Below are 22,205 nucleotides of genomic sequence, written 5' to 3' on the forward strand. Positions count from 1 at the left end.
CTCTTAAAGCATGAAGGCAATGCGCCAGTTAACGCTCACATGATCCGGGCCGAGCCAGTCGGGGTAGTGCAGGGGCGTCCCGACCGAAATCTGGCTGCTGTACCCGCGCCCTGCGCTGTTCAGTCCCACCGAAGCGCCCCACAACGTGCCGGAGGCAAAGCGGTCCTGACGGTCTTTTTCCAGCCAGCCGCCGTCAACGGCGATCGTTGCGCTCACTGCGCCAATCACCGGAAGGGTGAAGAGGGAATACCCCAGCTCGTTACGCCAGTAGCCGCCGTTGTCCCCGGACAGGTACTGCTCTTTAAAACCGCGCACGGAGCTTTCGCCGCCGAGCGTCAGGCGCTCGGAGCCGTACAGCCGATCGGGCGACCACTGGCCGTAGGCGCTGGTCAGCCACCAGGCATTACGGGTAATCGGCCGCTGGAAGCTGGCGTTCAGACTCCATTTACGGAATTCCGCGCGCGGCATATCCCCGGACTTATCTTCGTCGGTTTCGGCATTGAACCATGGCATGCCGTGGCTCCAGGTCGGGTTGAAGGTCGCCACGCCGCCCAGCATTTTTTGCGTGTGCGTGATCCCAAGAATCAGGCTGGAGAGGTTGCGCGTGCTGCTCTGAAGCGGCGCGTCGTTGAGCCAGTTGCGGCTGGATCGCTGAACCACGCCTGCCGCAATGCCGGTTTTCACATCCCCGTTGCGGAAGACCACCCAGGACGCGTTAAGGCGGTGGGTTTTGGTATCGCCCGTGGAGAGCCAGTTGAATCCCTGGTTACTGATGGTGGTCCGGTAGTTACTCCAGGCGTAGCTGTAGTCCAGTAATCCGTAGCCAAACGGCACGCTGACGCCCGCCTGGAAATTCTGCGCATCGTACGCGCTGGCAAAATCGCTGCTGCGCCCGCCGCTGACAAACCATTTATCCGCCAGACCCAGCATATTATTGGCGGTGAGCACGCCGCTCAGCTGATCTTCGCCGGTACTCTTCTGCCCGCTATTATCCAGGCTTACCGATGCACTTAAGGGAAATTCCGGCTTTGCCGTAAGATTAACAATGGAATATCCGGCCTGCGTTCCCGGAAGAATTTCAATCTGAACCGGCTCGGCGCGCAAACGGTTAATTTGCTCCATGCCCTGTTCGATGTCGCGTAAATTAAGGATGCCGCCCACCCGTCCCGGAAACGCCATTTTCAGCATACGCGGCGTTTCGCCTTCCAGACGGATCGCTTCCAGTCTGCCTTCCAGCACAACAATATTCAGCTGGCCGCCGGAGAGATCCTGCTCGGTAAGAAAAGCGCGGCTGGTGATATATCCCCGGCTGATATACCAGTCAGAAATATGGGCGAGAAGCTCCGTTATTTTCGCCATATCCAGACAGCGGCCCTGCCACGGCGCGACAAGGGTCTGCCGGGTTTTCGGGGAGATTAAGGTCGCACCGGAAAGGGTAATGGTATGAATGGTGAAACAGGGTCCGGTGCCGGTAACCGGCAGCGGTCTGGCGGGCGCGGGGCGAGGAATACTCCGCTCCAGCTCCTCACGCTGTTGCTGGTTCTGTAATAAAAGCTGCTGCTGTTGCTGTTGAATGGAATCGCGATCGGCTGGCGATAAAGGTGCAGCACTCACCCTCGCTGAAAAAAGCGAAAACAATAAGATAGCAACAGCATAATTTACTAATGAAATTATTCTAATTTTTATTTCGGCGCTATTCATCCATGCCACAAAAATGTCCGCAATGATTATTTTTGTAATATAAGAGTTTTCTTAAAGCGAGTATATCTAATTTGAATTAGGGCGCCTAAAATTAATAGTTCTTTCAGAAGAGTGAGAAGGATATTAAGAGAACATAAGAAAGGATTTAACTCACCCTTAAATCTTGAGTTAGCCGTAATACACTAGGCATGAAGCCGAAACGTCTTTCGCCACTCCGCCGGACTCACCCCAAAACGCGCCTTAAACTGCTGTCGCCAGGTGACGGCGGAATTAAATCCCACCAGCTCAGCCACGCGTTCAATCGGCATATTTCCGGCTTCCAGCAGGATTTGGCTGCGCCGCAGGCGTTCGGCGGTCAACCAGTCGGCGACGCTCATCCCTGTAGCGTTAACAAAATGACGAGTCAGGGTGCGGCGGCTCATCGAGACCACCTCAGCCAGCGAGTCCAGACTATGTTGTTCGGTGATGTGCTGCTGCAGGTAGTCGATCAGGCAGTTAATGCGTCCGTCGCGGGTATCTTTAGGCACCGGCTGGGCGATGAACTGCGCCTGCCCGCCCTCGCGGTGGGGCGGAACAATCATCCGGCGGGCAATCTGGTTAGCAACCACGCTGCCAAAGCGCTGGCGAATGATATACAGGCAGCAGTCGAGGGCTGCGGCAGTCCCGGCGGAGGTGATGATATTGCCGTCATCCACGTAAAGGGCATTAATATCCAGCCGAACGTTCGGGAAGAGCGACTGAAACTGACGTTCGAACTCCCAGTGGGTGGCCGCACGTTTGCCGTCGAGGATCCCCGCCCAGGCCAGCACAAACGATCCCAGACACAGCCCGACGATTTCTGCACCGCGGTCTCTCGCCTGTACCAGGCTGTCGAGCAGCGTCTGGGGCGGGCGTTCAAGAACGTGCTGCCAGTAGGGAACGACAACAATATCGGCCTGCCCAATGGCGGTAAAATCCTGCGTGGCGTTGAGGGCAAATCCGTCTTTTGAGGTGAGGAACCCTGGCGTTTCGGCGCAGATCGCCACGTTAAAGCGCTTTTCTCCGGAGACCGAGTCGCCAAACAGAATGCAGGGAACGGAGTAGTGGAACGGGCTGAACCCGTCTACTGCGACAATCGCGACGTTGACTAGCGACATTTGTCTCTCCTTTCCCCTTTAGACACTCAGAATATAACGGTTTCGCCATCCTCAGGAATACTCACCGCGTCACTCACCTGGTTGGCTTCTACGTACTCACGCAGCGCGCTGCGGGTCAACAGGCAGTGGTTAATGGCCTCCATATGGCTCGCCACAATGTTGGCCTGCGGCAGCAGGAAATGAACGTTAAGCACATCTTCCTGCCCCATAATAATGGGCCCAAAACCAATGACGTGGGCATAGCCAGCGTTCAGCACCACCACGTCCGGCTGGTGCTTTTGCAGATCGGCCGCCACCTCGTCACGCCAGACGGTATCCCCGGCAAGGTAGAGCGTCTTCTCATCAGGATGACGCAGCACCACGCCACAGGCCTCGCCCAGCCGCTCCGCCAGTTCGGGCACGGCGTATGCGCGATCGGTACCGTGCTGGCCGCCGTGGGTCTTCGCAATTCGAATCTCGCCAAAGGTGGTCTCGTCGGTCATGACCGTCAGGTTGCTAAACCCCTGGCTGCGCAGCAGCGCGGCATCACGGTCGTTTTGCACGTAGATCGGTTTATCTTTGGCGATCAGTTCCGCCGCGGCGCGATCCCAGTGATCGTCATGGGTATGGGTGACGATCACCGCGTCGGCGTCCAGCAGCGTGTTGACGTCTACGGGGAGTTCGACCGTCGGGTTACGGCGTTCGGCATGGGCCGTGCCGGGGAAGCCCGGATAAGCGCCCTGCGGAGCCAGCATCGGGTCGATTAAAAAACGTTTTCCGGCGTAGGTAATCAGCTGGGTGGCGTTGCGAATGTGGGTGATGTTCATGGGCTATCCTCCGGTTGGTGTGATAAGGAGGATAGCCAGCCGTCGCGCGTCATGCTGTGGGTTAAAGGGCGATTACCGATGGAATCGGGCCAATTTACGTCACCGCGCTTTCTGCGGGTTCCTTACCAGCCCGGCACCGCCCCGCAGTTAAAGATCGTCTCCGCCGCTTTCGCCACTTCAGGCGACTGATACGACTGGATAAATTCCTTCACGTTCTCGGCATCTTTGTTGTCTTCGCGCGTCACCACGATGTTCACGTACGGCGAGTTTTTGTCTTCGATAAAGACGCTGTCATGCACCGGCGACAGCCCGGTTTGCTGGATATAGGTGGTGCTGATGATGGCGACATCCACTTTCGGGTCGTCCAGCACGCGCGGCAGCTGCGCCCCTTCGAGCTCCATGATTTTCAGCTGTTTAGGGTTGGCGGTAATATCCAGCGCCGTCGGCAGCAGCCCGGTGTCCGGCTTCAGGGTGATGAGCTTCTCTTTTTGCAGCAGCAGTAGCGCGCGGCCAAGGTTGGTCGGGTCGTTTGGAATGGCAATGGTTGCCTCGTCCTTCAGATCCGAGACGGATTTGATTTTGCGGGAATAGCCTGCCATCGGGAAGACAAAGGTGTTCGCCACGGCCACCAGCTTGTAGCCATGCGCCTTGTTATCCTCTGCAAGGAACGGGCGATGCTGGAAGACGTTGGCATCCAGTTCCCCCTGGTTGGTGGCATCGTTAGGCAACAGCGAGCCGCTGAAGCCCACCAGCTCCACGTCCAGGCCATATTTCTCTTTCGCCACCTTTTTGGCGACTTCCGCCACGTCCTGCTCGGCGCCGTTGATGACGCCGACTTTAATGTGTTTGGCATCGCTGCCACTTTGATCGCACCCGGCCAGCAGCAGGCCAGCCAGTACCAGAGCACCCAATCGACGTTTCACAAGACAGTTCCTTTTGCTGAATGTTGTAGTGACTATATCGACAACGAGGCGGGGAAATAAAAACCGAAAAAGAATCAATAAGAAGGATAAGTTATATGCGGGTATGGCCGGGTGGCGCTGCGCTTACCCGGCCTGCGGATTCAGAGCTTAAAGGGCTTTCGCCAGGTAATGTCGCTGCATACCCGGGTACGGATAATCCTGCAAAGACATCTGCAGCTGGTACCCCTGTTTTTCATAGAACGGACGCGCCTGGAAGCTGACGGTATCCACCAGCGCGTGCTTGCAGCCTTTGCGTCTGGCTTCATCTTCCGCCGTTTTGATGAGCTGGCTGCCCACGCCGGATCCGCGTACGGCATCGCTCACCCAGAGAAAGTCGATATTCAGCCAGTCGCCTTTGCGCACCCCAATGAGCCCGCCGAGCATGGTGCCGATGTCGTCCCGCACGTAAACGCCAATATCCCCGCTGAATGTGGAGAGATCCAAAAACTGCGCATTGTAGGCTCTCAGGCCGGTGAGTAACTCTTCTTTTTCCTGCGCCGTAACCGCATGAGTAATGCTCAGGTGCATATTTTTTCTCCTTGTTATCTGTGCCGTTTCACTATCTCACACACGCAACGTAGAGAAAATTCATACTTTCGGCTGGCGTCGCTACACTGAATGTAACGATATATTTCATGGGAAGCCTGTGACGTCAAAAGGGGGTTGTTGATGAAAGCTGCACACCTTGTCTGCCTGCTGGTTTGTCTGCTGTTCGCCGCGTTTGTCCACGCTCAGGAAAAGGACGATCCGGCGAAAGAGGCGCAGATTAAGCAACAGGTCCTGAAAGATATTAAGAAAACCTGTACGCCACAGAAAAAGCAGAGCGATAAGGCCTGGCAGGCGATGATTTTGTCGTCAGAGGCCAATCAGCTGCTGATCAAAAATGCCGTTACCGCCGTGAAGCGTGACAACCTGGACGCCTACTGGGCGGCAATTGGTCAGGTGGATTGTATGGAAGATTACTGAGGGCTGGAAACGTGCTTCTCGCCGGGTGGCGGCTGCGCCTTACCCGGCCTACACAACATGTTTAACGCTTACGCACGTCTGGAATGATCAAATCCCCGCGCAGCACATACGAGCCCAGCATCTGCGTTTTCTCCGTCAGCCAGCTCACGATACGCGCCGCCATCGCATCCATAGAATATTCAATCGCCGGGATCACCGGAATACCCGGCAGGTGCAGCGATCCGGCCAGGCTAAAGACCATAATGTCGTCCGGCACGGATTTATTAAACGCCTGCAGCTGCGGGATCACCCGCTGGGCTTCCTGCTCGTCCGCCACCAGCAGCGCGTTGAAGTTCAGCGTGCTGGCGTTATTCAGCAGCTCCTGTAGCGCAACGGACGACGAGGTCGCGTCCATGAACACAAGGTTGCGATTAAAGGGCAGGAAATTTTTCTCCAGCGCGTGCTTGTAGCCGAGCAGCACCTGGTCAGCAAAACCGCTGCCGTGCGGATGGATCAGGGCAATCTGGCGTCGCCCCTGGCTGGTCAGGTAGTTACAGGCGGTTTCGGCGGCAAAGGCGTGATCGAACTGGATGCTGTTGGAATTATCAGACTCCATGCAGTCCACCAGAATGACGTTGTCCATGTCGACGTCCAGCGGGAAACGCGCGCCAATCACCAGGATGTCATCGCAAAGCCCGCAGGAGAGTTCCTCAAGAGCGTGCATCACTTCCGCTTTGCTGTGCGCGAAACGCAGCAGCAGGTGTTTTTGATGCTGGCTGAGCTGTTTTTCCAGCGCGTACAGGTAACCGGTGGTCTGGTTAATGTTTTCCTGGGCGCAAATCACCCCGATACAGCCCGTCGACTGGCTCAGCAGCGACTGGGCAATCACATTAGGCCGGTAGTTAAGCTCATCCACTGCCTTCAGAACGGCCTGACGGCTGGCTTCCTTTACGCCACGCGACCCACTCAACACTCGCGATACCGTGGCTTTAGACACCCCGGCAAGACGTGATACATCATTGATTGTCGACATCTCTTTCCCCTGGCAGGCTTACCTCGCGCCTGCAAATTCCATGACCGCTTCGGCTCACATTATAGCCAGAGCGGAGTATATCCGTTTCCGTTTTCCATGGAAACCGATTTTCCGTTTCCACTCCAAATGATGTCAAAACAGCCAAATTATGTGACCTGCATCCGGTTAATTAGCCTCATAAGTATTGGATCTTGATGGTTGTCACAGTTCTGTCTTTTATGAATGGAAACCGGTTTCCGTATCATGTCCAATCATCCTCGCAATAACTTTTTACATTTAGAGGATGGTTGTCGATGTTCAAGATTATGCTGTGCTGCTCTGCAGGGATGTCCACCAGCCTGCTGGTCAGCAAAATGGTCGATGTCGCGAAAGAACGTGGTTTGCCGGTGAAGATTGATGCGTACGGTGTTTCCGAATTTGATACGCAGTTTCCGCAATACCAGGTGGTACTTCTCGGACCGCAAGTGAAATACATGTTACAGACACTCTCAGACAAGGCGGCGACGCATGGCATTCCGGTGCAGCCCATCGACATGATGGACTACGGCATGCAGCGTGGCGATAAAGTACTGGACTTTGCTCTGTCGCTCATCGAAGCGGCACACTAAAAGGTGTTCACATGAGTTCGTTATATCAATCCATGGTTGCGGTGATTGAGCAGTCAATTACCCCGCTGGCCGCGAAGCTCGGTCAGCAAAAGTACGTGATTGCCATCCGCGACGGCTTTACCGCCGCGCTGCCGTTTATGATCATCGGCTCGTTTATGCTGGTGTTCATCTTTCCGCCGTTCTCGGCGGATACCACCAATAGCTTCGCCCGCGGCTGGCTGGATTTCTCCCAGACCTACCGCGAACAGCTGATGCTGCCGTTTAACCTCAGCATGGGCGTGATGACCTTCTTCATCTCGGTAGGAATTGGGGCGAGCCTGGGGCGTCAGTTTAACCTCGACCCGGTGATGTCCGGCCTGCTGGCCTTTATGGCCTTCCTGCTGGTCGCCGCGCCGTATGCCGACGGCAAAATCTCAACCCAGTACCTCTCCGGCCAGGGCATCTTCACCGCCCTGATCACCGCTATTTACTCAACCCGCGTGTACGCCTGGCTGAAGCAGAACAACGTCACCATCCGCCTGCCGAAGGAAGTGCCCACCGGCGTGGCGCGTTCGTTTGAGATCCTGATCCCGGTGATGGTGGTGATCGGCACGCTGCACCCGCTGAACCTGTTCATTGAAGCGCAGACCGGGATGATTATCCCGCAGGCGATCATGCACCTGCTGGAGCCGCTGGTGTCCGCGTCTGACTCCCTGCCCGCCATTCTGCTCTCCGTGCTGCTGTGCCAGATCTTCTGGTTCGCGGGTATCCACGGCTCGCTGATTGTTACCGGCATCATGAACCCGTTCTGGATGGCGAACCTCTCGGCAAACCAGGCGGCACTGGCCGCAGGCGCGGCGCTGCCGCACGTTTATCTGCAAGGTTTCTGGGATCACTACCTGCTGATTGGCGGCGTCGGTTCCACCCTGCCGCTGGCCTTCCTGCTGCTGCGCAGCCGCGTTACCCATCTGCGCACCATCGGCAAAATGGGCGTGGTGCCAAGCTTCTTTAACATCAATGAACCCATTCTGTTCGGCGCGCCGATCATCATGAACCCGATGCTGTTTATCCCGTTCGTGTTTGTTCCGCTGGTCAACGCCTGCCTGGCGTACGGCGCCACGAAGCTCGGCTGGCTGGCACAGGTGGTCTCGTTAACCCCGTGGACTACGCCCGCGCCGATTGGCGCCTCGTGGGCGGCGAACTGGGCGCTGAGCCCGGTGGTGATGTGCCTCGTCTGCATGGTGATGTCGGCGCTGATGTACCTGCCGTTCCTGCGCGCCTATGAGCGTACGCTGATTAAAAACGAAGAGCAGAAAGCCCAGGCTGCAACCGTGGGTGCCGCTGAAGCCACAAGCAATTAAGTCAAAGAGGAAGGGTCATGAAATACGCATTTCCCGATAACTTCTGGTGGGGCAGCGCAAGCTCCGCTCTCCAGACGGAAGGGACACGAGAGGGTGAAACCACGTGGGACTACTGGTTTGCCCGCGAGCCGAACCGTTTTCACAACGGCGTGGGGCCGCAGCACACCTCCACGTTTTATCAGCACTGGAAAACGGACATTCAGCTGTTAAAACAGCTGAACCACAACAGCTTTCGTACCTCGATTAGCTGGGCGCGCCTGATCCCCGACGGTATCGGTGAAGTGAACCCGGACGCGGTCGATTTTTATAATCAGGTCATTGATGAGCTGAATGAACAGGGCATCACGCCGTTTATCACCCTGTTCCATTTCGACATGCCGATGGCGATGCAGGAGATAGGCGGCTGGGAAAACCGTGACGTAGTGGACGCGTACGCCCGCTATGCGCAGATTTGCTTCGAGCTGTTCGGCGACCGCGTGCTGCACTGGTTTACCTTCAACGAGCCGATCGTGCCGGTGGAAGGCGGTTATCTGTACGACTTCCACTACCCCAACGTAGTGGATTTCCGCCGGGCGGCTACCGTGGCGTATCACACGGTGCTGGCCCATGCGAAGGCGGTTCAGGCCTACCGCGCCGGGCACTACGCGGGGGAGATCGGCATCGTGCTGAACCTGACGCCGTCGTATCCGCGTTCGCAGAACCCGGCAGACGTGAAGGCGGCGCACGTTGCGGATCTGATGTTTAACCGCAGCTTCCTCGACCCGGTCCTGCGCGGCGAATACCCGGCCGATCTGGTGGCGCTGCTGAAATCTTACGACCAGCTGCCCGCCTGCAAGCCGGAAGACGGTTTCCTGATTGCGGAAGGGAAAATCGACCTGCTCGGCATTAACTACTATCAGCCGCGTCGCGTGAAGTGTCGCGACAGCGCGGTGAACCCGCAGGCGCCGTTTATGCCGGAATGGTTCTTTGATAGCTACGAGATGCCGGGCCGCAAGATGAACCCCTACCGCGGCTGGGAAATCTACGCGCCGGGTATTTACGATATTCTGATTAACCTGCGCGACAATTACGGCAACCCCCGCTGCTTTATTTCTGAAAACGGCATGGGCGTCGAAAACGAGCAACGTTTTATTGAAAATGGCCAGATTAACGATCAATACCGCATTGATTTTATATCTGAGCATTTAACGTGGCTGCATAAAGGCATAAGCGAAGAGTGTAATTGTCTTGGCTACCATATGTGGACATTTATTGATAACTGGTCGTGGTGTAACGCGTATAAAAATCGCTACGGATTTATCCAGCTCGATCTGGAGACGCAGCAGCGCACCATTAAGAAAAGCGGGGAGTGGTTTGCCGCCACCGCCTTAAATAATAGCTTTGATAAAGAGTAATGATGATGATCGCACTAGAAGAAGCCGTAATGGAAATTATCGTCAACGCCGGGCAGTCCCGCAGCCTGTGCTTTGAGGCGCTGCACGCGGCGCGCCAGGGCAACATTGACGAAGCCAAAAGCCTGCTTCGCGAAGCCGACGGCTATGCGCGCCAGGCGCACAAGATGCAGACCAAACTGATCGAGCAGGATGCGGGCGAAGCCCGCCAGCCGATGACCTTAATCATGGTGCACGCGCAGGATCATTTAATGAATTCGCTATTAGCGCGTGAATTGTCTGAAGAAATTATTCATTTATATCAGAGATAGTCTATGGCGAAATAAATTAATGTAATACCTCTGTACCTAAAACTAGAAATCCACTTGTTCTGATGATAGCGACATATTCTGTCAGATCGGAGCGGGATGGTTATTGTCTGAATAAAATTAAACTATATTGAGATAACCATGAATACGATTAAAAAACTTCCATTAACCATGGCGGTTATCGCCGCGCTTTGCCCAATTTCCGTGCTCGCCCAGGAATTCACGCAGGAGCAAATCGACGCCATTGTGGCGAAAGCGGTGGATAAAGCCCTGGCCGAACGTCAGGCCAAAATGGATGCCGCCGTCGCGAAAAAAGCGGACGTGGTGACCGAGCCGCAAAGCGCGGCGCAATCCCCGGACATGGCGATTCCGTTCGGGATTAAATTTACCGGCTACGCCCGCTACGGCGCGCACTTCCAGGCCGCCGATCAGAAATACGTGGCTGTCGATGGCTCCTACAACGGCGCGTCCGCGATCGGTCGTCTGGGTAACGAAGGCAACGGCGGCGAGTTCCAGCTCTCTAAAGCCTTCAAGGGCGAAAACGGCGCCATCTGGGACATCAACGTGATGATCGACCACTGGGGCGACGAAGTTAACCTGAAAAAGGCCTACGCGGGGGTGACCAATATTATGGCCTCCAACCCGAACGCCTACTTCTGGGCCGGTCGCGACTTCCACCAGCGTCCGCAGCAGGGCATCAACGATTACTTCTGGATGAACCACGACGGCCAGGGCGCCGGGGTGAAGAACTTCGACATCGGCGGCGTGCAGTTTGACGTCGCTGCCGTGGCGGCAGTGGAATCCTGTAGCCCGGAAGTGATGGAAGACGAAGCGAATCCGTCACGCATCACCTGTACCGGCGGGTCCGGCACGGGCGACAAAGGTAACTACGCGGCCACCTCTAAAATCCACGGTATGAAGCTCGGTCCGCTGGATCTGGAGCTGTACGCCAACTACGGCTTTGATTCAAAAGCGGTGGAGAGCGACGAGCGTCTGAACGCCTGGCAGGGCGGCGTGGTGCTGAGCCACACCAACGACAGCGGCGTGAACAAGGTGATTGCCCGCTACTCCGATAACTCGGACAACAGCGTGTTCAATAAAACCGAAGACCTGACCACGGTCTACGCCAGCTTCGAAGGGCTGTACAAATTCACCCAGGCCACGCAGGTGGAGTACATCCTCGCCTTCCACGACTACGACAACAGCCGTGATAAGACCGACAACCGTAAGAACTACAACGCCATCGTGCGTCCGATGCACTGGTGGAACGACGTTCACTCCACCTGGCTGGAAGCGGGCTGGCAGCACGTGGATTACGACAACGGCGGCGACAACAAAGGCTGGAAGCTGACCCTGTCGCAGAACATGTCTATCGCCATGGGGCCGGAGTTCCGTCCGATGCTGCGCTTCTACGTGACCGGCGGCAAGGTGGATAACGCACGCACCGCGCGCGTGAACAACACCAAAGACGAGACGCTCGACGACTTCAACGTCGGCGCGATGTGGGAGGCGTGGTTCTAGTAGAGCGCCGTTTGTTTCGCCCGGCGGCGCTGCGCTTGCACGAGCCTACAAGGTTTTGTAGGCCGGGTAAGCGTAGCGCCACCCGGCAAGATCCCATGTTATGCTACAAAAAAACCAACATAACAGGGGAGAAAATGGGTTCCACACGTAAAGGGATGCTGAACGTCCTGATCGCCGCCGTTTTATGGGGCAGTTCCGGCGTTTGCGCGCAGTACATCATGGAGAAAAGCCACATTTCTTCGCCTTACCTGACCATGGTTCGCCTGCTGTTTACCGGCGTGATCCTGCTGACGCTCTCCTTCGTTCACGGCGACAAGATTTTCTCGGTCATCAAACATCGCAAAGACGCCCTCAGCCTGCTGTTTTTCTCGCTGGTCGGCGCGCTCACCGTGCAGCTCACCTTCCTGCTGACGATTGAAAAATCCAACGCCGCGACGGCCACCGTGCTCCAGTTTCTGTCGCCAACGATTATCGTGGCGTGGTTCGCGCTGGCGCGGAAAAAGCGCCCCGGCGTGTTTGTTTTGTCCGCGATTGTGACCTCGCTTGTCGGGACGTTCCTGCTGGTCACCCACGGCGACCCAACCTCGCTCTCCATCTCGCCTGCCGCCCTGTTCTTCGGCATCGCCTCGGCGTTTGCCGCCGCGTTTTACACCACCTATCCGTCAACGCTGATTGCCCGCTACGGCACATTGCCGATTGTCGGCTGGAGTATGTTGATTGCCGGATTAATGCTGACGCCGTTCTACGCCGGACGCGGCACCATCTTCGTGATCGACGGCGGCCTGCTGCTGGCGTTTTTCTACCTGGTGGTGATTGGCACCGCGCTGACGTTCAGCCTGTATCTGAAAGGCGCACAGATGATCGGCGGGCCGAAGGCGAGCATCCTGAGCTGCGCCGAACCCTTGAGCAGCGCGCTGCTGTCGGTGATTTTGCTGGGCGTGGCGTTTACCCTGCCGGACTGGCTGGGGACGCTGCTGATCGTGTCGTCGGTGGTGCTGATTTCGATGGATTCGCGTAGAAGGGTTAAGGCATCGGCGTAGCCTGATGCCCTCACCCCAACCCTCTCCCACGGGAGAGGGAGAAAAACACTACTTCGCTTTAACCTTCCCCGCCACCAGCAGCGCCGTCAGCAGCATCAGCGTACCGGAAATCACCAGCGGTGACGTCAGCCCCAGATGGTCGAGCGCCACGCCGCCAATGGCCGCGCCGCAGGTGTTCGCCAGCTGGATCACCGCCACCTGAATCGACCCGGCTTTTTCCGCCTGATCGGCAAGCGAGCGGGTGATCCACGTCGACCAGCCCACCGGCACCAGCGCAAAGGCAAAGCCCCAGATAATCGCAATGGCAGACGCGACCCACTTATCGCTGCCCCACAGCACCAGCACCGTGGCGCTTGCCGCCAGCACCAGCGGCGCACCCGCCAGCGCCACCTTCAGGGAGCGTTTCAGGAACTGCGACGACAGCGAGGTACCGACAAAGCTGGCGATACCGAAGCTCAGCAGCACCAGCGTCAGGCCGTCTACGTCAAAGCCCGCCATGGTCATAAACACCGGGCGGATATAGGTAAAGAAGGCAAACTGCCCGGCAAAGGCCATGAAGATGGCGGTCATCCCCGCCAGCACGCCGGGGCGCTTGAGCAGCGCGAACATGTTCTGCTTATGGTGCGCCGCTTCGCCCGGCAGGGACGGCAGCGCTTTCCATACCCAAATGATGCAGAGCAGGCCCATCACCGCCGCGGCGTTGAAGACGTTACGCCAGCCGATAATCCCGCCGAGGAAGCTGCCTAACGGCGCGGCGATCACCAGCGCGATGGAGACCGCGCCAAAGATAACGGAAAGCGCTTTTGGCACCGTCCGCGCGGGCACCAGGCGCATGGTGAGCGAGGCCGACATCGCCCAGAAGCCGCCGAGCCCCAGCCCCAGGCAGGCGCGACCGAGCAGCAGCAGGGTGAAGCTTTCCGCGAAGGAGACCAGCAGGCAGGAGAGCGTCAGCAGCACGCTGAACAGTATGACCACCTTGCGGCGGTCGATGGTGCCAATCACCTGGGTGATAAACAGGCTGGCGAACATCGCCACGAAGGCGGTGACGGTAACGGACTGCCCCGCCACGCCTTCGGAAATGCCCAGATCCTGCGCCATCGGCGTCAGCAGGCTCACCGGCAGAAACTCAACGGTAATCAGGCAGGCGACGCAGAACGCCACGGAGAAAACCGCCGACCAGTTGGGGCGAGTAACCTCTTTGGTCTGCGGTCGGGTCGTGGGCTGGATATGTTCTGTCATGGCGTCACCTGAAGATAAAAACGTGCGGAAAAGTCGCGCAGTTTATCATCAAAAGTGTGACGAATTTAACGTTTAGACAACTTTTGTGGTTTTAGAGGGGATCAGTGCAGGTAAAACACGCCCTCTTCCGGCAGGAAGAGCTGGTTATAGCGTAGCTGGAAGGCGTTCAGCTCCTGCGGATCGGGCTCCATCTCGCGCATAAAGCCGAGCGCCAGACGAATTTGCGCATCGGTGATCGGCGCGGCCAGGCGGGCTTTACGCAGCAGGCGGTGCCACGTGTGCAGGTTCTCTTCACTGCCGTCGACAATGCAGACCTGCCAGATCAGCAGCACCTGCGCGGCGTTTTGCAGATGCGCCTCGTCCGGCCGTTCAAGGTAGCGGATAAACTCATTGCCCGGCGTTTTACCGAACTGATCGATCATCGACTCAACCGGCATCGGGGTGATGCCAAGACGCTCGCTTAAACGTTTGATGGCGCGGCGGGAATCTGAGGTCAGGACGCGAAATCCCACCACAAAGACCACGGCAAGCGTTGCCAGCATTATCCAGACCATGCGTTCTCCTTTGACTAGCCGCTCATCATAGCGGGAAACGCACGGCGTCAACAGCGGGCATAACCAGAATAGTGCTCTGAAAAGACGTTGCGGAATGGGGGATCAGGTATTAACGCCGTTGGCGCAAATAAAAAAGCCCGGCATCACACACCGGGCAAAGAAGTTACCTGCACACTCAGGCTGTTTTTAATTTCTGCGCGCGATTTTCACGGCGAATTTTACGTTCTTCCAGCACCGCGACCATCGCCATCAGGACGATACAGCCGATCGCTGCCGCATCCAGCGCTGCGAAGGTGCCCGCCCAGCCGGTGAGGCCGAAAATTGGCGTGCCGTCGGCGATCATCCCCAGACCCAGCTTGGCAAAGCTGTCGCCGATCAGATAGGCGAAGGTGCCTTTAATCCCATCGGCAGCGCCGATCGCTTTTTTCGGTACGAAGCCCACTGCCGCCACGCCGATCAGCAGCTGCGGACCAAACACCAGGAAGCCGAGCGCGAACAGGGATGCGAGGTAAACGTACTGGTTGCTGGCGTGCTGGTAGATGCCGAGGGTGGCGATAATCAACGCCAGCGCGATGCAGGCCACCAGTGCGCGACGGCCGTTGGCGAGGTCGGAGAGCCAGCCCCACAGCAGCGTGCCGACCAGCGCGCCCACTTCGAACAGGGTGAAGCCCTGAATTGCTACTTCTTTAGAAAGCTTCAGCTCCTGGAAAGCATACACGGTTGACCACTGGTCAATGCCGATACGCACCACGTAGAGGAAGATGTTTGAGAAGCAGAGCAGCCAGATCACTTTGTTTTTCAGCACGTACTCAACAAAGATCTGCCATTTGGTCATCTCGTTTTCTTCGGTCTCTTTGTCCTCTTCACTGATCTCCTCGCCGAACAGCTCTTCCGCTTTGCCGAGGCCGTACGATTCCGGGGAGTCGCTGCCGTAGCGCAGGCCGATAAAGCCGACGATCAGGGCGATAATCGACGGGAAGATAAACATACCGATCACATGGCCGTCGAACAGGTAGTTTGCGCCGAACAGCGCTACGCCAGCCGCGCCCGCCCCGCCGAGGTTGTGGGAGATGTTCCACATGCCGAGGTAGGAACCACGCTTGCGGCGCGGGGTCCATTTGGTAATGGTGGAGTAGCTGCACGACCCGCCGGTACTCTGGAAGAAACCGCTCAGGGCGTAGAAGGCGATCATCAGGAACAGGCTAACGGAACCCGCGCCCATGCTGGCGCTGAAGCCGAGCATACAGATGGCGGAGAGGATCAGCATAAACGGCAGGAATTGCTTGGTGTTTTTGCCGTCCGCGTAGTAGGAAACGACGGTCTTGCCCACGCCGTAGGTGATGGAGAAGCCCAGGCCAATCATCCCCAGCTGCGTCATGCTCAGCCCGTAGGTCGAGATCATGTCGTTCTGCGCGATGTTAAAGTTTTTGCGGATCAGGTACATGGTCAGGTAGCCGATGAAGACCACCAGATAGGACTGCATGAACGGTTTGAACCACATCTTGCGCCGCACGTCGAGCGGCAGATCCAGAGTCGGCTTGCGCACCTGGTTTAAGAAGGCCAGCATGGTTGGTTTACTCCTGAGCTGATTTTTGCAGCATTGTAAAAATCAGCCGGGAGAGATGCCTGAGACAGCGTCCAGGTAAAACCGAGAAAATTTCCTAGTTTTGCGCCACTCGGGGTGAAAAGGTGAGGCGCATCACATCACGCTGGCTTCACGCGGGGCCTGCGCATGTAAAAACGGCAGCAGCAGCAGGGCGGAAATGCCCGCCGCGATGGCGATCACCGCGAAGAAGCCACTCCAGTGCCAGATGTCGATGACCCGCGCCAGCGGCCAGCCGGAGAGCGATGCGCCAAGATAGGCAAACAGCCCGACAAAGCCCGTCGCCGCGCCTGCCGCCTCCTTGTGCGAGCACTCCGCCGCCGCCATGCCGATGAGCATCTGCGGGCCAAACACGAAGAAGCCGGTGGTGAAGAAGCACGCCGCCTGCATGACGTAGCTGGCGAACGGCATCAGCCACAGCGAGCCGACGGAGAGCAAGATCCCGGCGGCAAAGATCAGGTTCATCGGGCCGCGGTTGCCGTTGAACAGCTTATCCGAGCCCCAGCCCGCCACCAGCGCGCCGATAAACCCGCCCAGCTCGAACATCGTGACCGCCGAGTTGGCGGTCACGAGGTCCACGCCGAGCGTCTCGGACATGTACAGATTGCCCCAGTCGTTGATGGCCGCGCGCACCACGTAGACCAGCACGTAGCAGAGCGACAGCAGCCAGATGTACGGGTTTTTCAGCACGTATTTGGTGAGGATCTCCCTGCGGGTCAGCCCCGCGCCCTCCTGCTGCTGGGCAATCTCCATCTCGTCGTGCCGCCAGTCGCCCACCGCAGGCAGGCCCACGGTCTGTGGCCTGTCGCGCAGGCGCCAGCAGAGGAACAGCCCGGCGACAATCGCCAGGCCACCCGCAATCATCATCCCCGCGCGCCAGCCGTAGTGCAGCGCCGCGGCACCCACCACCATCGGGATCAGCGCCCCGCCGACGTTGTGCGCGGTGTTCCAGACGGCCCACCAGCCGCCGCGCTCGTTGCGCGAGTACCACGCCGTGAGCAGGCGGGCGCAGACCGGCGCGCCCCAGCCCTGGAAGAAGGCGTTCAGCGCCCACAGCAGGGCAAAGGCCCACAGCGAGGTGGAGAAGCCAAACAGAATATTCACCACGCCGGTGGCGATCAGCCCAACGCCCATGAAATAACGCGCGTTGGAGCGATCGCTGACGATGCCGGAGAAGAACTTCGACAGGCCGTAGGTGATATAAAACAGCGTCGCCAGCAGGCCGATATCGGTGCGGGTCATCACGCCGCTGGCGAGGATTTCCGGCGCGGCGGCGTTGAAGCTTTTACGGGTGAAGTAGAACAGCGCGTAGCCGAGCCAGATGGTAATCAGAATATGACGTCGCCAGTAGCGGTAGCGGGCGTCGATTTCCGCTTTGTTGCTTAATGGGGCTGCGCTGGCTGGGGTTTTAAACATGATGCGTCCTTAACGGCAGGCTGACGCTGACGCGCGTCCCGTGGGTGCAGGAGAGGCTCAGCGTGCCGCCAAGCGCCTTCACCCGCTCGCGCATGCCCGCCAGGCCAAAGCCCTGCTGCCCGGAGCCGGGCGGCAGGCCGCAGCCGTCGTCTTCAATTACCAGCATCAGGCGCTCGTCCTGCTGCCAGCCCTGGATCGTGACCGCGCTGGCGCTGGCGTGTTTGACGATATTGTTCAGCCCTTCCTGACAGACGCGGAACAGGGTTACGCGCTGGCCTTCGCTCAGCGCAGGTTCGCTAATGCGCCAGTCGAGATGGCTGACAATGCCGCGGCTTTCCAGCTCCATCTCGCGCATCAGGGAGCGTACCGCCTGCTCCAGCGACAGGTCGTCGAGCTGGCGCGGCCGCAGCCTGCCGAGCAGGCGTCGCACCGAGTCATAGACTCCCAGCGAAAGCTGTTCAATATGCGCCCCGCCCTGCTTCACGCCTGCGTTTTCTGCCGCCAGGCGCTGGACAATGCCCGCCTGGGTGCGGATGGCGGTGATCGTCTGGCCGATGTCATCGTGCAGCTCGCGGGCGACCTCCTGCCGCACGCTCTCTTCCGTCTCCAGCAGGCGTTCAGCCAGACGCCGGTTGCGCGCCAGCTCGGTCTGCAGGGACTGGTTCAGCTCGCGCAGGCGCTGAATGCCCGCCCCGAGAAGCAGCCCGGTCAGGCTCTGGGCCAGCAGCGAGAGCAGCAGATCCACCGGATGGTCGTGCCAGGTCTGGCTGGCGATCAGCGCGATGGCGTTCATCAGGGTCGCGATCAGCGCCCCCTGCCAGCCGTAGTGCCAGGCCAGGGCGATAATCGGCAGCGCCAGGCAAAACGGCGTGAAGCGTGAAAGCTCGGCGGGCAGACCAAGCTGGAGCCAGAGGCTCACCACGAACAGCAGCAGATACCAGATGAGATGCCGGGCGCGCCAGTTCACCGGTTGGGACACCAGCCCCGGACCAAGCGGCTGCCAGACGGTGCTGGTGAGGTAGTGCCAGATCACGAGGCAGGTGGGTGCCAGCGTCAGGCCACCGGTGAGGGTCAGCAGCAGCGCGTTGAGCATCTCCTTGTCGCCAACCCACGGCAGGGACTGCAGCAGTGCGGCGGCAATCAGCGCCGCCCCCTGGCGCAGCAGCGTGCGCCAGTCGCGCTGGTGACGATAGCGGGAAATCAGGGCAACCGGGAGAAGCGTGAGCAGACTTCCGGTCATCAATAAGGGCAGATGCGCGAGGGCCACTTCCTGCGCCAGCCAGACCAGCAGCAGCCACTCTGCGCCCAGCAAAACGGGCCAGTAGCCGCGCGGGCACTGGAGCATTAACCCCAGACGCAGGCCGAAGGGGAACAGCAGTACCGCCAGCTCAGGACGTTCCACCAGATGCAGGCTGATGCTCCACAGGCAGAACCACGCGGCGGAGAAGATAAAAAAGCTGGCAACGACGGCGATCAGCCGCGAAAAGACGGGACTCATTGCCAGCTGTCGAACATGCGGCGCGCCAGCTCGACGTCGTTGCTGACGTTGAGTTTTTCCATCAGGTTGGCGCGATGGACGTGCACGGTCTTCGGCGACAGATCCAGCTCGGCGGCAATCTCTTTTACCGACATCCCCTGCGCGAGCTTCTCAGCCACCTGACGCTCGCGCCGGGTGAGCGGATCCTGTCGTCCGGCCGCCAGCTTGATGGCGATTTCCGGCGTCAGGTAGCAGCCGCCGGTGGAGACGGTGCGCACGGCGGCAATCAGCTCGTCCGGGCTGCAGCGTTTGGATAGGAACCCCCGCGCGCCCGCGTTGAGCGCCTGCTCGACCAGCGCCGGACTGTCGTGGACCGAGAGCATAATGGTCGCCATTCCTTTCGGCAGCTGGCTTAGCAGCTCCAGCCCGGAGAGATCCGGCATCGAAATGTCGCAGATACAGACCTGCACCCCGCGCCCCGGCAGGCCCGCCAGCGCCTCGCGGCCGGAGCCAAACTCGGCCACGACCTGGAAATCCGGTTCGAGGTTGAGAAGCTGGGCAAAGCCAGAGCGGACGATAAGGTGGTCGTCGATAAGGGCGATGGTGGTCATGTGTGTTCCTGCGGTCTGAAAAAGCCGGATGGCGCTGCGCTTATCCGGCCTACAAGAGCGAAAGACGCTTACCTTAAGCGATCTATTCGAAGAACACCGCAATTTTGTTAAACATGGTGGGATCGGACTGGTTGCGCGCCACGTTGGTGACGTCCTCCAGCTTGTCGATCTGCGCCATCATCTGCTCCAGACGCTGGTCATCGTTGACCAGTAGCCAGATGCGGCTGTGCTCGCTGCCCTGAATCGGCAGACAGAGAATGCCTTCCACGTTAAACGCCCGGCGGGCAAACAGCCCGCAGACGTGGGTCATGACGCCAGGGTGGTTGCGGACGGTGAGTTCCAGAATGACGTTATCATGTTGTTTCTGCATGGCTTATTCTCCCACCATCTCAGTATTTGCCGCACCCGGCGGCACCATCGGATACACTTTTTGTTCAGGGTCGATACGCACGTGGATCAGCGCCGGTCCTGGGCGAGAAATCGCCGCCTGCAGCGCCGCGTGGGCATCCTCTTCCGCGTTCAGATCGCAGGTGTGCAGGCCAAAGCCGGCGGCAATCTGCATAAAGTTAATCATCCCCGGATAGGTCGCCGCAAACACGCCCTGCTTGTAGAACAGGCTCTGCTGCTGGTGCACCAGCCCCAGCGCCTCGTTGTTCATCAGGATGATTTTCACGTCTAACTGGTTTTCGGCCGCGGTCGCCATCTCCTGAATGTTCATCATCAGGCTGCCGTCGCCTGAGAAGCAGATGACCTTGCGGTCCGGATTCGCCAGCGCCGCGCCCACAGCTGCGGGCAGGCCAAAGCCCATGGTGCCGAGGCCGCCGGAGGTCAGCCACTGGCGCGGACGGTTCAGCGGGTAGGCCTGGGCGGTCCACATCTGGTGCTGGCCCACGTCGGTGGTGATAATCGCGCTGTCGTCCACGCAGGCGGCAACGGCGTTGATAAGACCATAGTGGCTCAGCGGGTCGCCTTCAGTTGGGATCGCGCCCGGGAACTCGCGCTGCAGATCGGCCACCAGCTGGCGCCAGTCGGCGCGATCGGTCGCGTCGGTTTGCGGGATCAGCTGCGCCAGCACTTCGGCTACGTCCCCCTGAATCGCCACGTGCGGCTGCTTGATTTTACCCAGCTCGGCGCGGTCGATATCCACGTGAATAATTTTCGCGTTCGGGCAGAACTCCTCGGTTTTGCCAATCGCCCGGTCATCAAAACGTGCGCCCATCACAATCAGCAAATCCGCCTCTTGCAGGATATAGTTGGTGCTGCGCGCGCCGTGCATGCCCAACATCCCCAGGGACAGCGGGTGCGCTTTTGGCAGCATACCCAACGCCATCAGGGTCATGGTGGTCGGCAGGTTGGCTTTTTCCGCAAACTGGCGGATTTCATCCGCAGCGTTAATCGCCCCGCCGCCCAGATAGAGCACCGGGCGTTTGGCGGCGTTAATCATGGCGGCGGCGTCGCGCACGCTCTCAGCGCTGAACTCCGGCGCGGGGGCACGCTCGCCCGGCTCCGGCAGCACGTCGATCTCGATCTCTGCGGTCTGGACATCCTTAGGAATGTCTATCCACACCGGGCCCGGGCGACCGGACTGCGCAATGCGGAACGCATCGCTGATAACCTGAGGAAGCTCGGCGATGTCGCGAACTAAATAGTTATGTTTGGTGATGGGGATAGAGATGCCGTAGGTATCCACTTCCTGGAACGCATCGGTACCGATCATCGAGGACGGCACCTGGCCGGTAATGCAGATCAGCGGAATGGAGTCGAGGCGCGCGTCGGCGATGGCGGTGACCAGGTTGGTTGCGCCCGGCCCGCTGCAGGCCATACAGACCGCCGGTTTACCCTGCGTGCGCGCCATGCCCTGAGCGATGAACCCCGCCCCCTGCTCGTGGCGCGCCAGCACGTGGCGGATCTGCGTGCTTTGGCTTAACGCATCGTACAGCGGCAGCACCGTGCCGCCAGGGATGCCCGCAACCGTGGTGATGCCCTGTCGCTCCAGCAGATGAACGATCAGCTGCGCGCCGGTAAAACGCGTCTTGGTGGATGTTGTGCCCGAACTTGCCATGCTCCAGTCCTTTTCTTCTGAGCCGACTTTCCGGGGAGGGTCCTAAACGAAAAACCCCGCCCGGTTTGCGCCGGCGGGGTTTTGGATTCGTGTGTTGATCCAGTCCCTACGGCGCATTGCCGACGACCACCACCACACGCACGACGACCACTGCGGCTGGTTGCGCAGTTTTTAGTAGGGTCGAAGTGAAGAGGGATGAAGTCATTGGGGACCTGTGTTTGGAATCATTGATGGAATTTATACAAACACAGGTTTTCGGGCGTGACAATGGAAATATTTTCATCTGCGCAAAAATGCGTCAGGGATCACGTTTCGTTTGTTGGGTTTGCTCTCCGTTTTCACCTCTCAAATTTGCCCTAAACGCTATTAGGTTCAGTCACATATTAATTTCTTATGAAAATCTGAAAATAGCGGCTCGAGGGTATTGTCGCAGGCTTTATGTGGTTATGATT

22 protein-coding genes are annotated in these 22,205 nt (G+C 58.6%); 7 read left to right on the plus strand and 15 right to left on the minus strand.

Features of this window, described 5'->3' with window-relative positions; genetic code table 11:
- Positions 1–3: 3 nt before the first annotated feature.
- The 5 genes from ACVCAM_RS11745 to ACVCAM_RS11765 all read right to left on the minus strand — a co-directional run bounded on the left by ACVCAM_RS11745 (position 4) and on the right by ACVCAM_RS11765 (position 5,133).
- Entirely contained in the window at positions 4–1,701 is a 1,698-nt protein-coding gene (locus tag ACVCAM_RS11745; protein ID WP_407223772.1) for a ShlB/FhaC/HecB family hemolysin secretion/activation protein, read from the minus strand.
- A 182-nt stretch (positions 1,702–1,883) separates the two neighbouring features.
- Entirely contained in the window at positions 1,884–2,837 is a 954-nt protein-coding gene (locus ACVCAM_RS11750; RefSeq protein WP_021242706.1) for a GlxA family transcriptional regulator, read from the minus strand.
- 26 nt (positions 2,838–2,863) lie between these two features.
- The gene (locus ACVCAM_RS11755; protein ID WP_407222927.1) at positions 2,864–3,643 is read right to left on the minus strand and encodes an MBL fold metallo-hydrolase; all 780 of its coding nucleotides are present in this window, start codon (positions 3,641–3,643) and stop codon (positions 2,864–2,866) included.
- A gap of 122 nt (positions 3,644–3,765) precedes the next feature.
- Positions 3,766–4,566 carry a lipoprotein NlpA gene (gene nlpA / locus ACVCAM_RS11760; RefSeq protein ID WP_407222926.1) on the minus strand — a complete coding sequence of 267 codons (801 nt, stop codon included), beginning with the start codon at positions 4,564–4,566 and terminating at the stop codon, positions 3,766–3,768.
- A 147-nt stretch (positions 4,567–4,713) separates the two neighbouring features.
- On the minus strand, positions 4,714–5,133 hold the full coding sequence (locus ACVCAM_RS11765) for a GNAT family N-acetyltransferase (RefSeq protein WP_008500129.1): 420 nt from the start codon (positions 5,131–5,133) through the stop codon (positions 4,714–4,716).
- Between the two features lie 141 nt (positions 5,134–5,274).
- Between ACVCAM_RS11765 and ACVCAM_RS11770 the strand changes: the two genes are divergently transcribed.
- A complete protein-coding gene (locus ACVCAM_RS11770; RefSeq protein WP_021242704.1) occupies positions 5,275–5,571 on the plus strand; it encodes a YicS family protein in 297 nt (98 codons plus the stop codon).
- Positions 5,572–5,632: 61 nt separating this feature from the next.
- Here the strand turns inward: ACVCAM_RS11770 and ACVCAM_RS11775 are convergent, their stop codons facing one another.
- Complete coding sequence (locus ACVCAM_RS11775) at positions 5,633–6,583, minus strand: LacI family DNA-binding transcriptional regulator (RefSeq protein WP_023293714.1); 951 nt, start codon at positions 6,581–6,583, stop codon at positions 5,633–5,635.
- A gap of 293 nt (positions 6,584–6,876) precedes the next feature.
- Here ACVCAM_RS11775 and ACVCAM_RS11780 point away from each other — a divergent pair, with 293 nt between their 5' ends.
- The 6 genes from ACVCAM_RS11780 (at position 6,877) to ACVCAM_RS11805 (ending at position 12,791) form a co-directional block, all read left to right on the plus strand.
- Positions 6,877–7,191: a PTS sugar transporter subunit IIB gene (locus ACVCAM_RS11780; RefSeq protein WP_008500132.1), complete on the plus strand. Its 315-nt coding sequence runs from the start codon at positions 6,877–6,879 to the stop codon at positions 7,189–7,191.
- An 11-nt stretch (positions 7,192–7,202) separates the two neighbouring features.
- Positions 7,203–8,531 carry a PTS sugar transporter subunit IIC gene (locus ACVCAM_RS11785; protein WP_023293713.1) on the plus strand — a complete coding sequence of 443 codons (1,329 nt, stop codon included), beginning with the start codon at positions 7,203–7,205 and terminating at the stop codon, positions 8,529–8,531.
- Between the two features lie 17 nt (positions 8,532–8,548).
- Positions 8,549–9,925, plus strand: coding sequence for a glycoside hydrolase family 1 protein (locus ACVCAM_RS11790; protein ID WP_039267100.1), 1,377 nt, complete (start codon positions 8,549–8,551; stop codon positions 9,923–9,925).
- Between the two features lie 5 nt (positions 9,926–9,930).
- A complete protein-coding gene (locus tag ACVCAM_RS11795) occupies positions 9,931–10,233 on the plus strand; it encodes a PTS lactose/cellobiose transporter subunit IIA (RefSeq protein ID WP_008500136.1) in 303 nt (100 codons plus the stop codon).
- A 138-nt stretch (positions 10,234–10,371) separates the two neighbouring features.
- Positions 10,372–11,751, plus strand: coding sequence for a carbohydrate porin (locus ACVCAM_RS11800; protein ID WP_023326394.1), 1,380 nt, complete (start codon positions 10,372–10,374; stop codon positions 11,749–11,751).
- Between the two features lie 134 nt (positions 11,752–11,885).
- The gene (locus ACVCAM_RS11805; RefSeq protein ID WP_025910689.1) at positions 11,886–12,791 is read left to right on the plus strand and encodes an EamA family transporter; all 906 of its coding nucleotides are present in this window, start codon (positions 11,886–11,888) and stop codon (positions 12,789–12,791) included.
- Positions 12,792–12,839: 48 nt separating this feature from the next.
- Here ACVCAM_RS11805 and nepI read toward each other — a convergent pair whose 3' ends face one another.
- From nepI to ivbL, 9 genes are all read right to left on the minus strand, one after another.
- Entirely contained in the window at positions 12,840–14,030 is a 1,191-nt protein-coding gene (gene nepI / locus ACVCAM_RS11810) for a purine ribonucleoside efflux pump NepI (RefSeq protein WP_025910692.1), read from the minus strand.
- Positions 14,031–14,131: 101 nt separating this feature from the next.
- Positions 14,132–14,584, minus strand: coding sequence for a DUF1198 domain-containing protein (locus ACVCAM_RS11815; protein WP_008500140.1), 453 nt, complete (start codon positions 14,582–14,584; stop codon positions 14,132–14,134).
- 175 nt (positions 14,585–14,759) lie between these two features.
- Positions 14,760–16,151: a hexose-6-phosphate:phosphate antiporter gene (gene uhpT / locus ACVCAM_RS11820; RefSeq protein WP_025910697.1), complete on the minus strand. Its 1,392-nt coding sequence runs from the start codon at positions 16,149–16,151 to the stop codon at positions 14,760–14,762.
- 132 nt (positions 16,152–16,283) lie between these two features.
- Positions 16,284–17,603, minus strand: coding sequence for an MFS transporter (gene uhpC, locus ACVCAM_RS11825; RefSeq protein ID WP_045336466.1), 1,320 nt, complete (start codon positions 17,601–17,603; stop codon positions 16,284–16,286).
- On the minus strand, positions 17,596–19,101 hold the full coding sequence (gene uhpB / locus ACVCAM_RS11830) for a signal transduction histidine-protein kinase/phosphatase UhpB (RefSeq protein ID WP_065102783.1): 1,506 nt from the start codon (positions 19,099–19,101) through the stop codon (positions 17,596–17,598). The genes uhpC and uhpB overlap by 8 nt, the downstream gene beginning before the upstream one ends.
- Complete coding sequence (gene uhpA, locus ACVCAM_RS11835) at positions 19,098–19,691, minus strand: transcriptional regulator UhpA (protein ID WP_021242693.1); 594 nt, start codon at positions 19,689–19,691, stop codon at positions 19,098–19,100. Before uhpA ends, uhpB begins: the two co-directional genes overlap by 4 nt.
- An 82-nt stretch (positions 19,692–19,773) precedes the next feature.
- Entirely contained in the window at positions 19,774–20,061 is a 288-nt protein-coding gene (gene ilvN / locus ACVCAM_RS11840) for an acetolactate synthase small subunit (RefSeq protein WP_008500144.1), read from the minus strand.
- A 3-nt stretch (positions 20,062–20,064) separates the two neighbouring features.
- A complete protein-coding gene (gene ilvB, locus ACVCAM_RS11845; protein WP_008500145.1) occupies positions 20,065–21,753 on the minus strand; it encodes an acetolactate synthase large subunit in 1,689 nt (562 codons plus the stop codon).
- Between the two features lie 106 nt (positions 21,754–21,859).
- Complete coding sequence (gene ivbL / locus ACVCAM_RS11850) at positions 21,860–21,958, minus strand: ilvB operon leader peptide IvbL (RefSeq protein ID WP_071789119.1); 99 nt, start codon at positions 21,956–21,958, stop codon at positions 21,860–21,862.
- Between the last annotated feature and the right edge of the window lie 247 nt (positions 21,959–22,205).

It is taken from the genome of Enterobacter sp. CFEC122 (assembly GCF_052983755.1).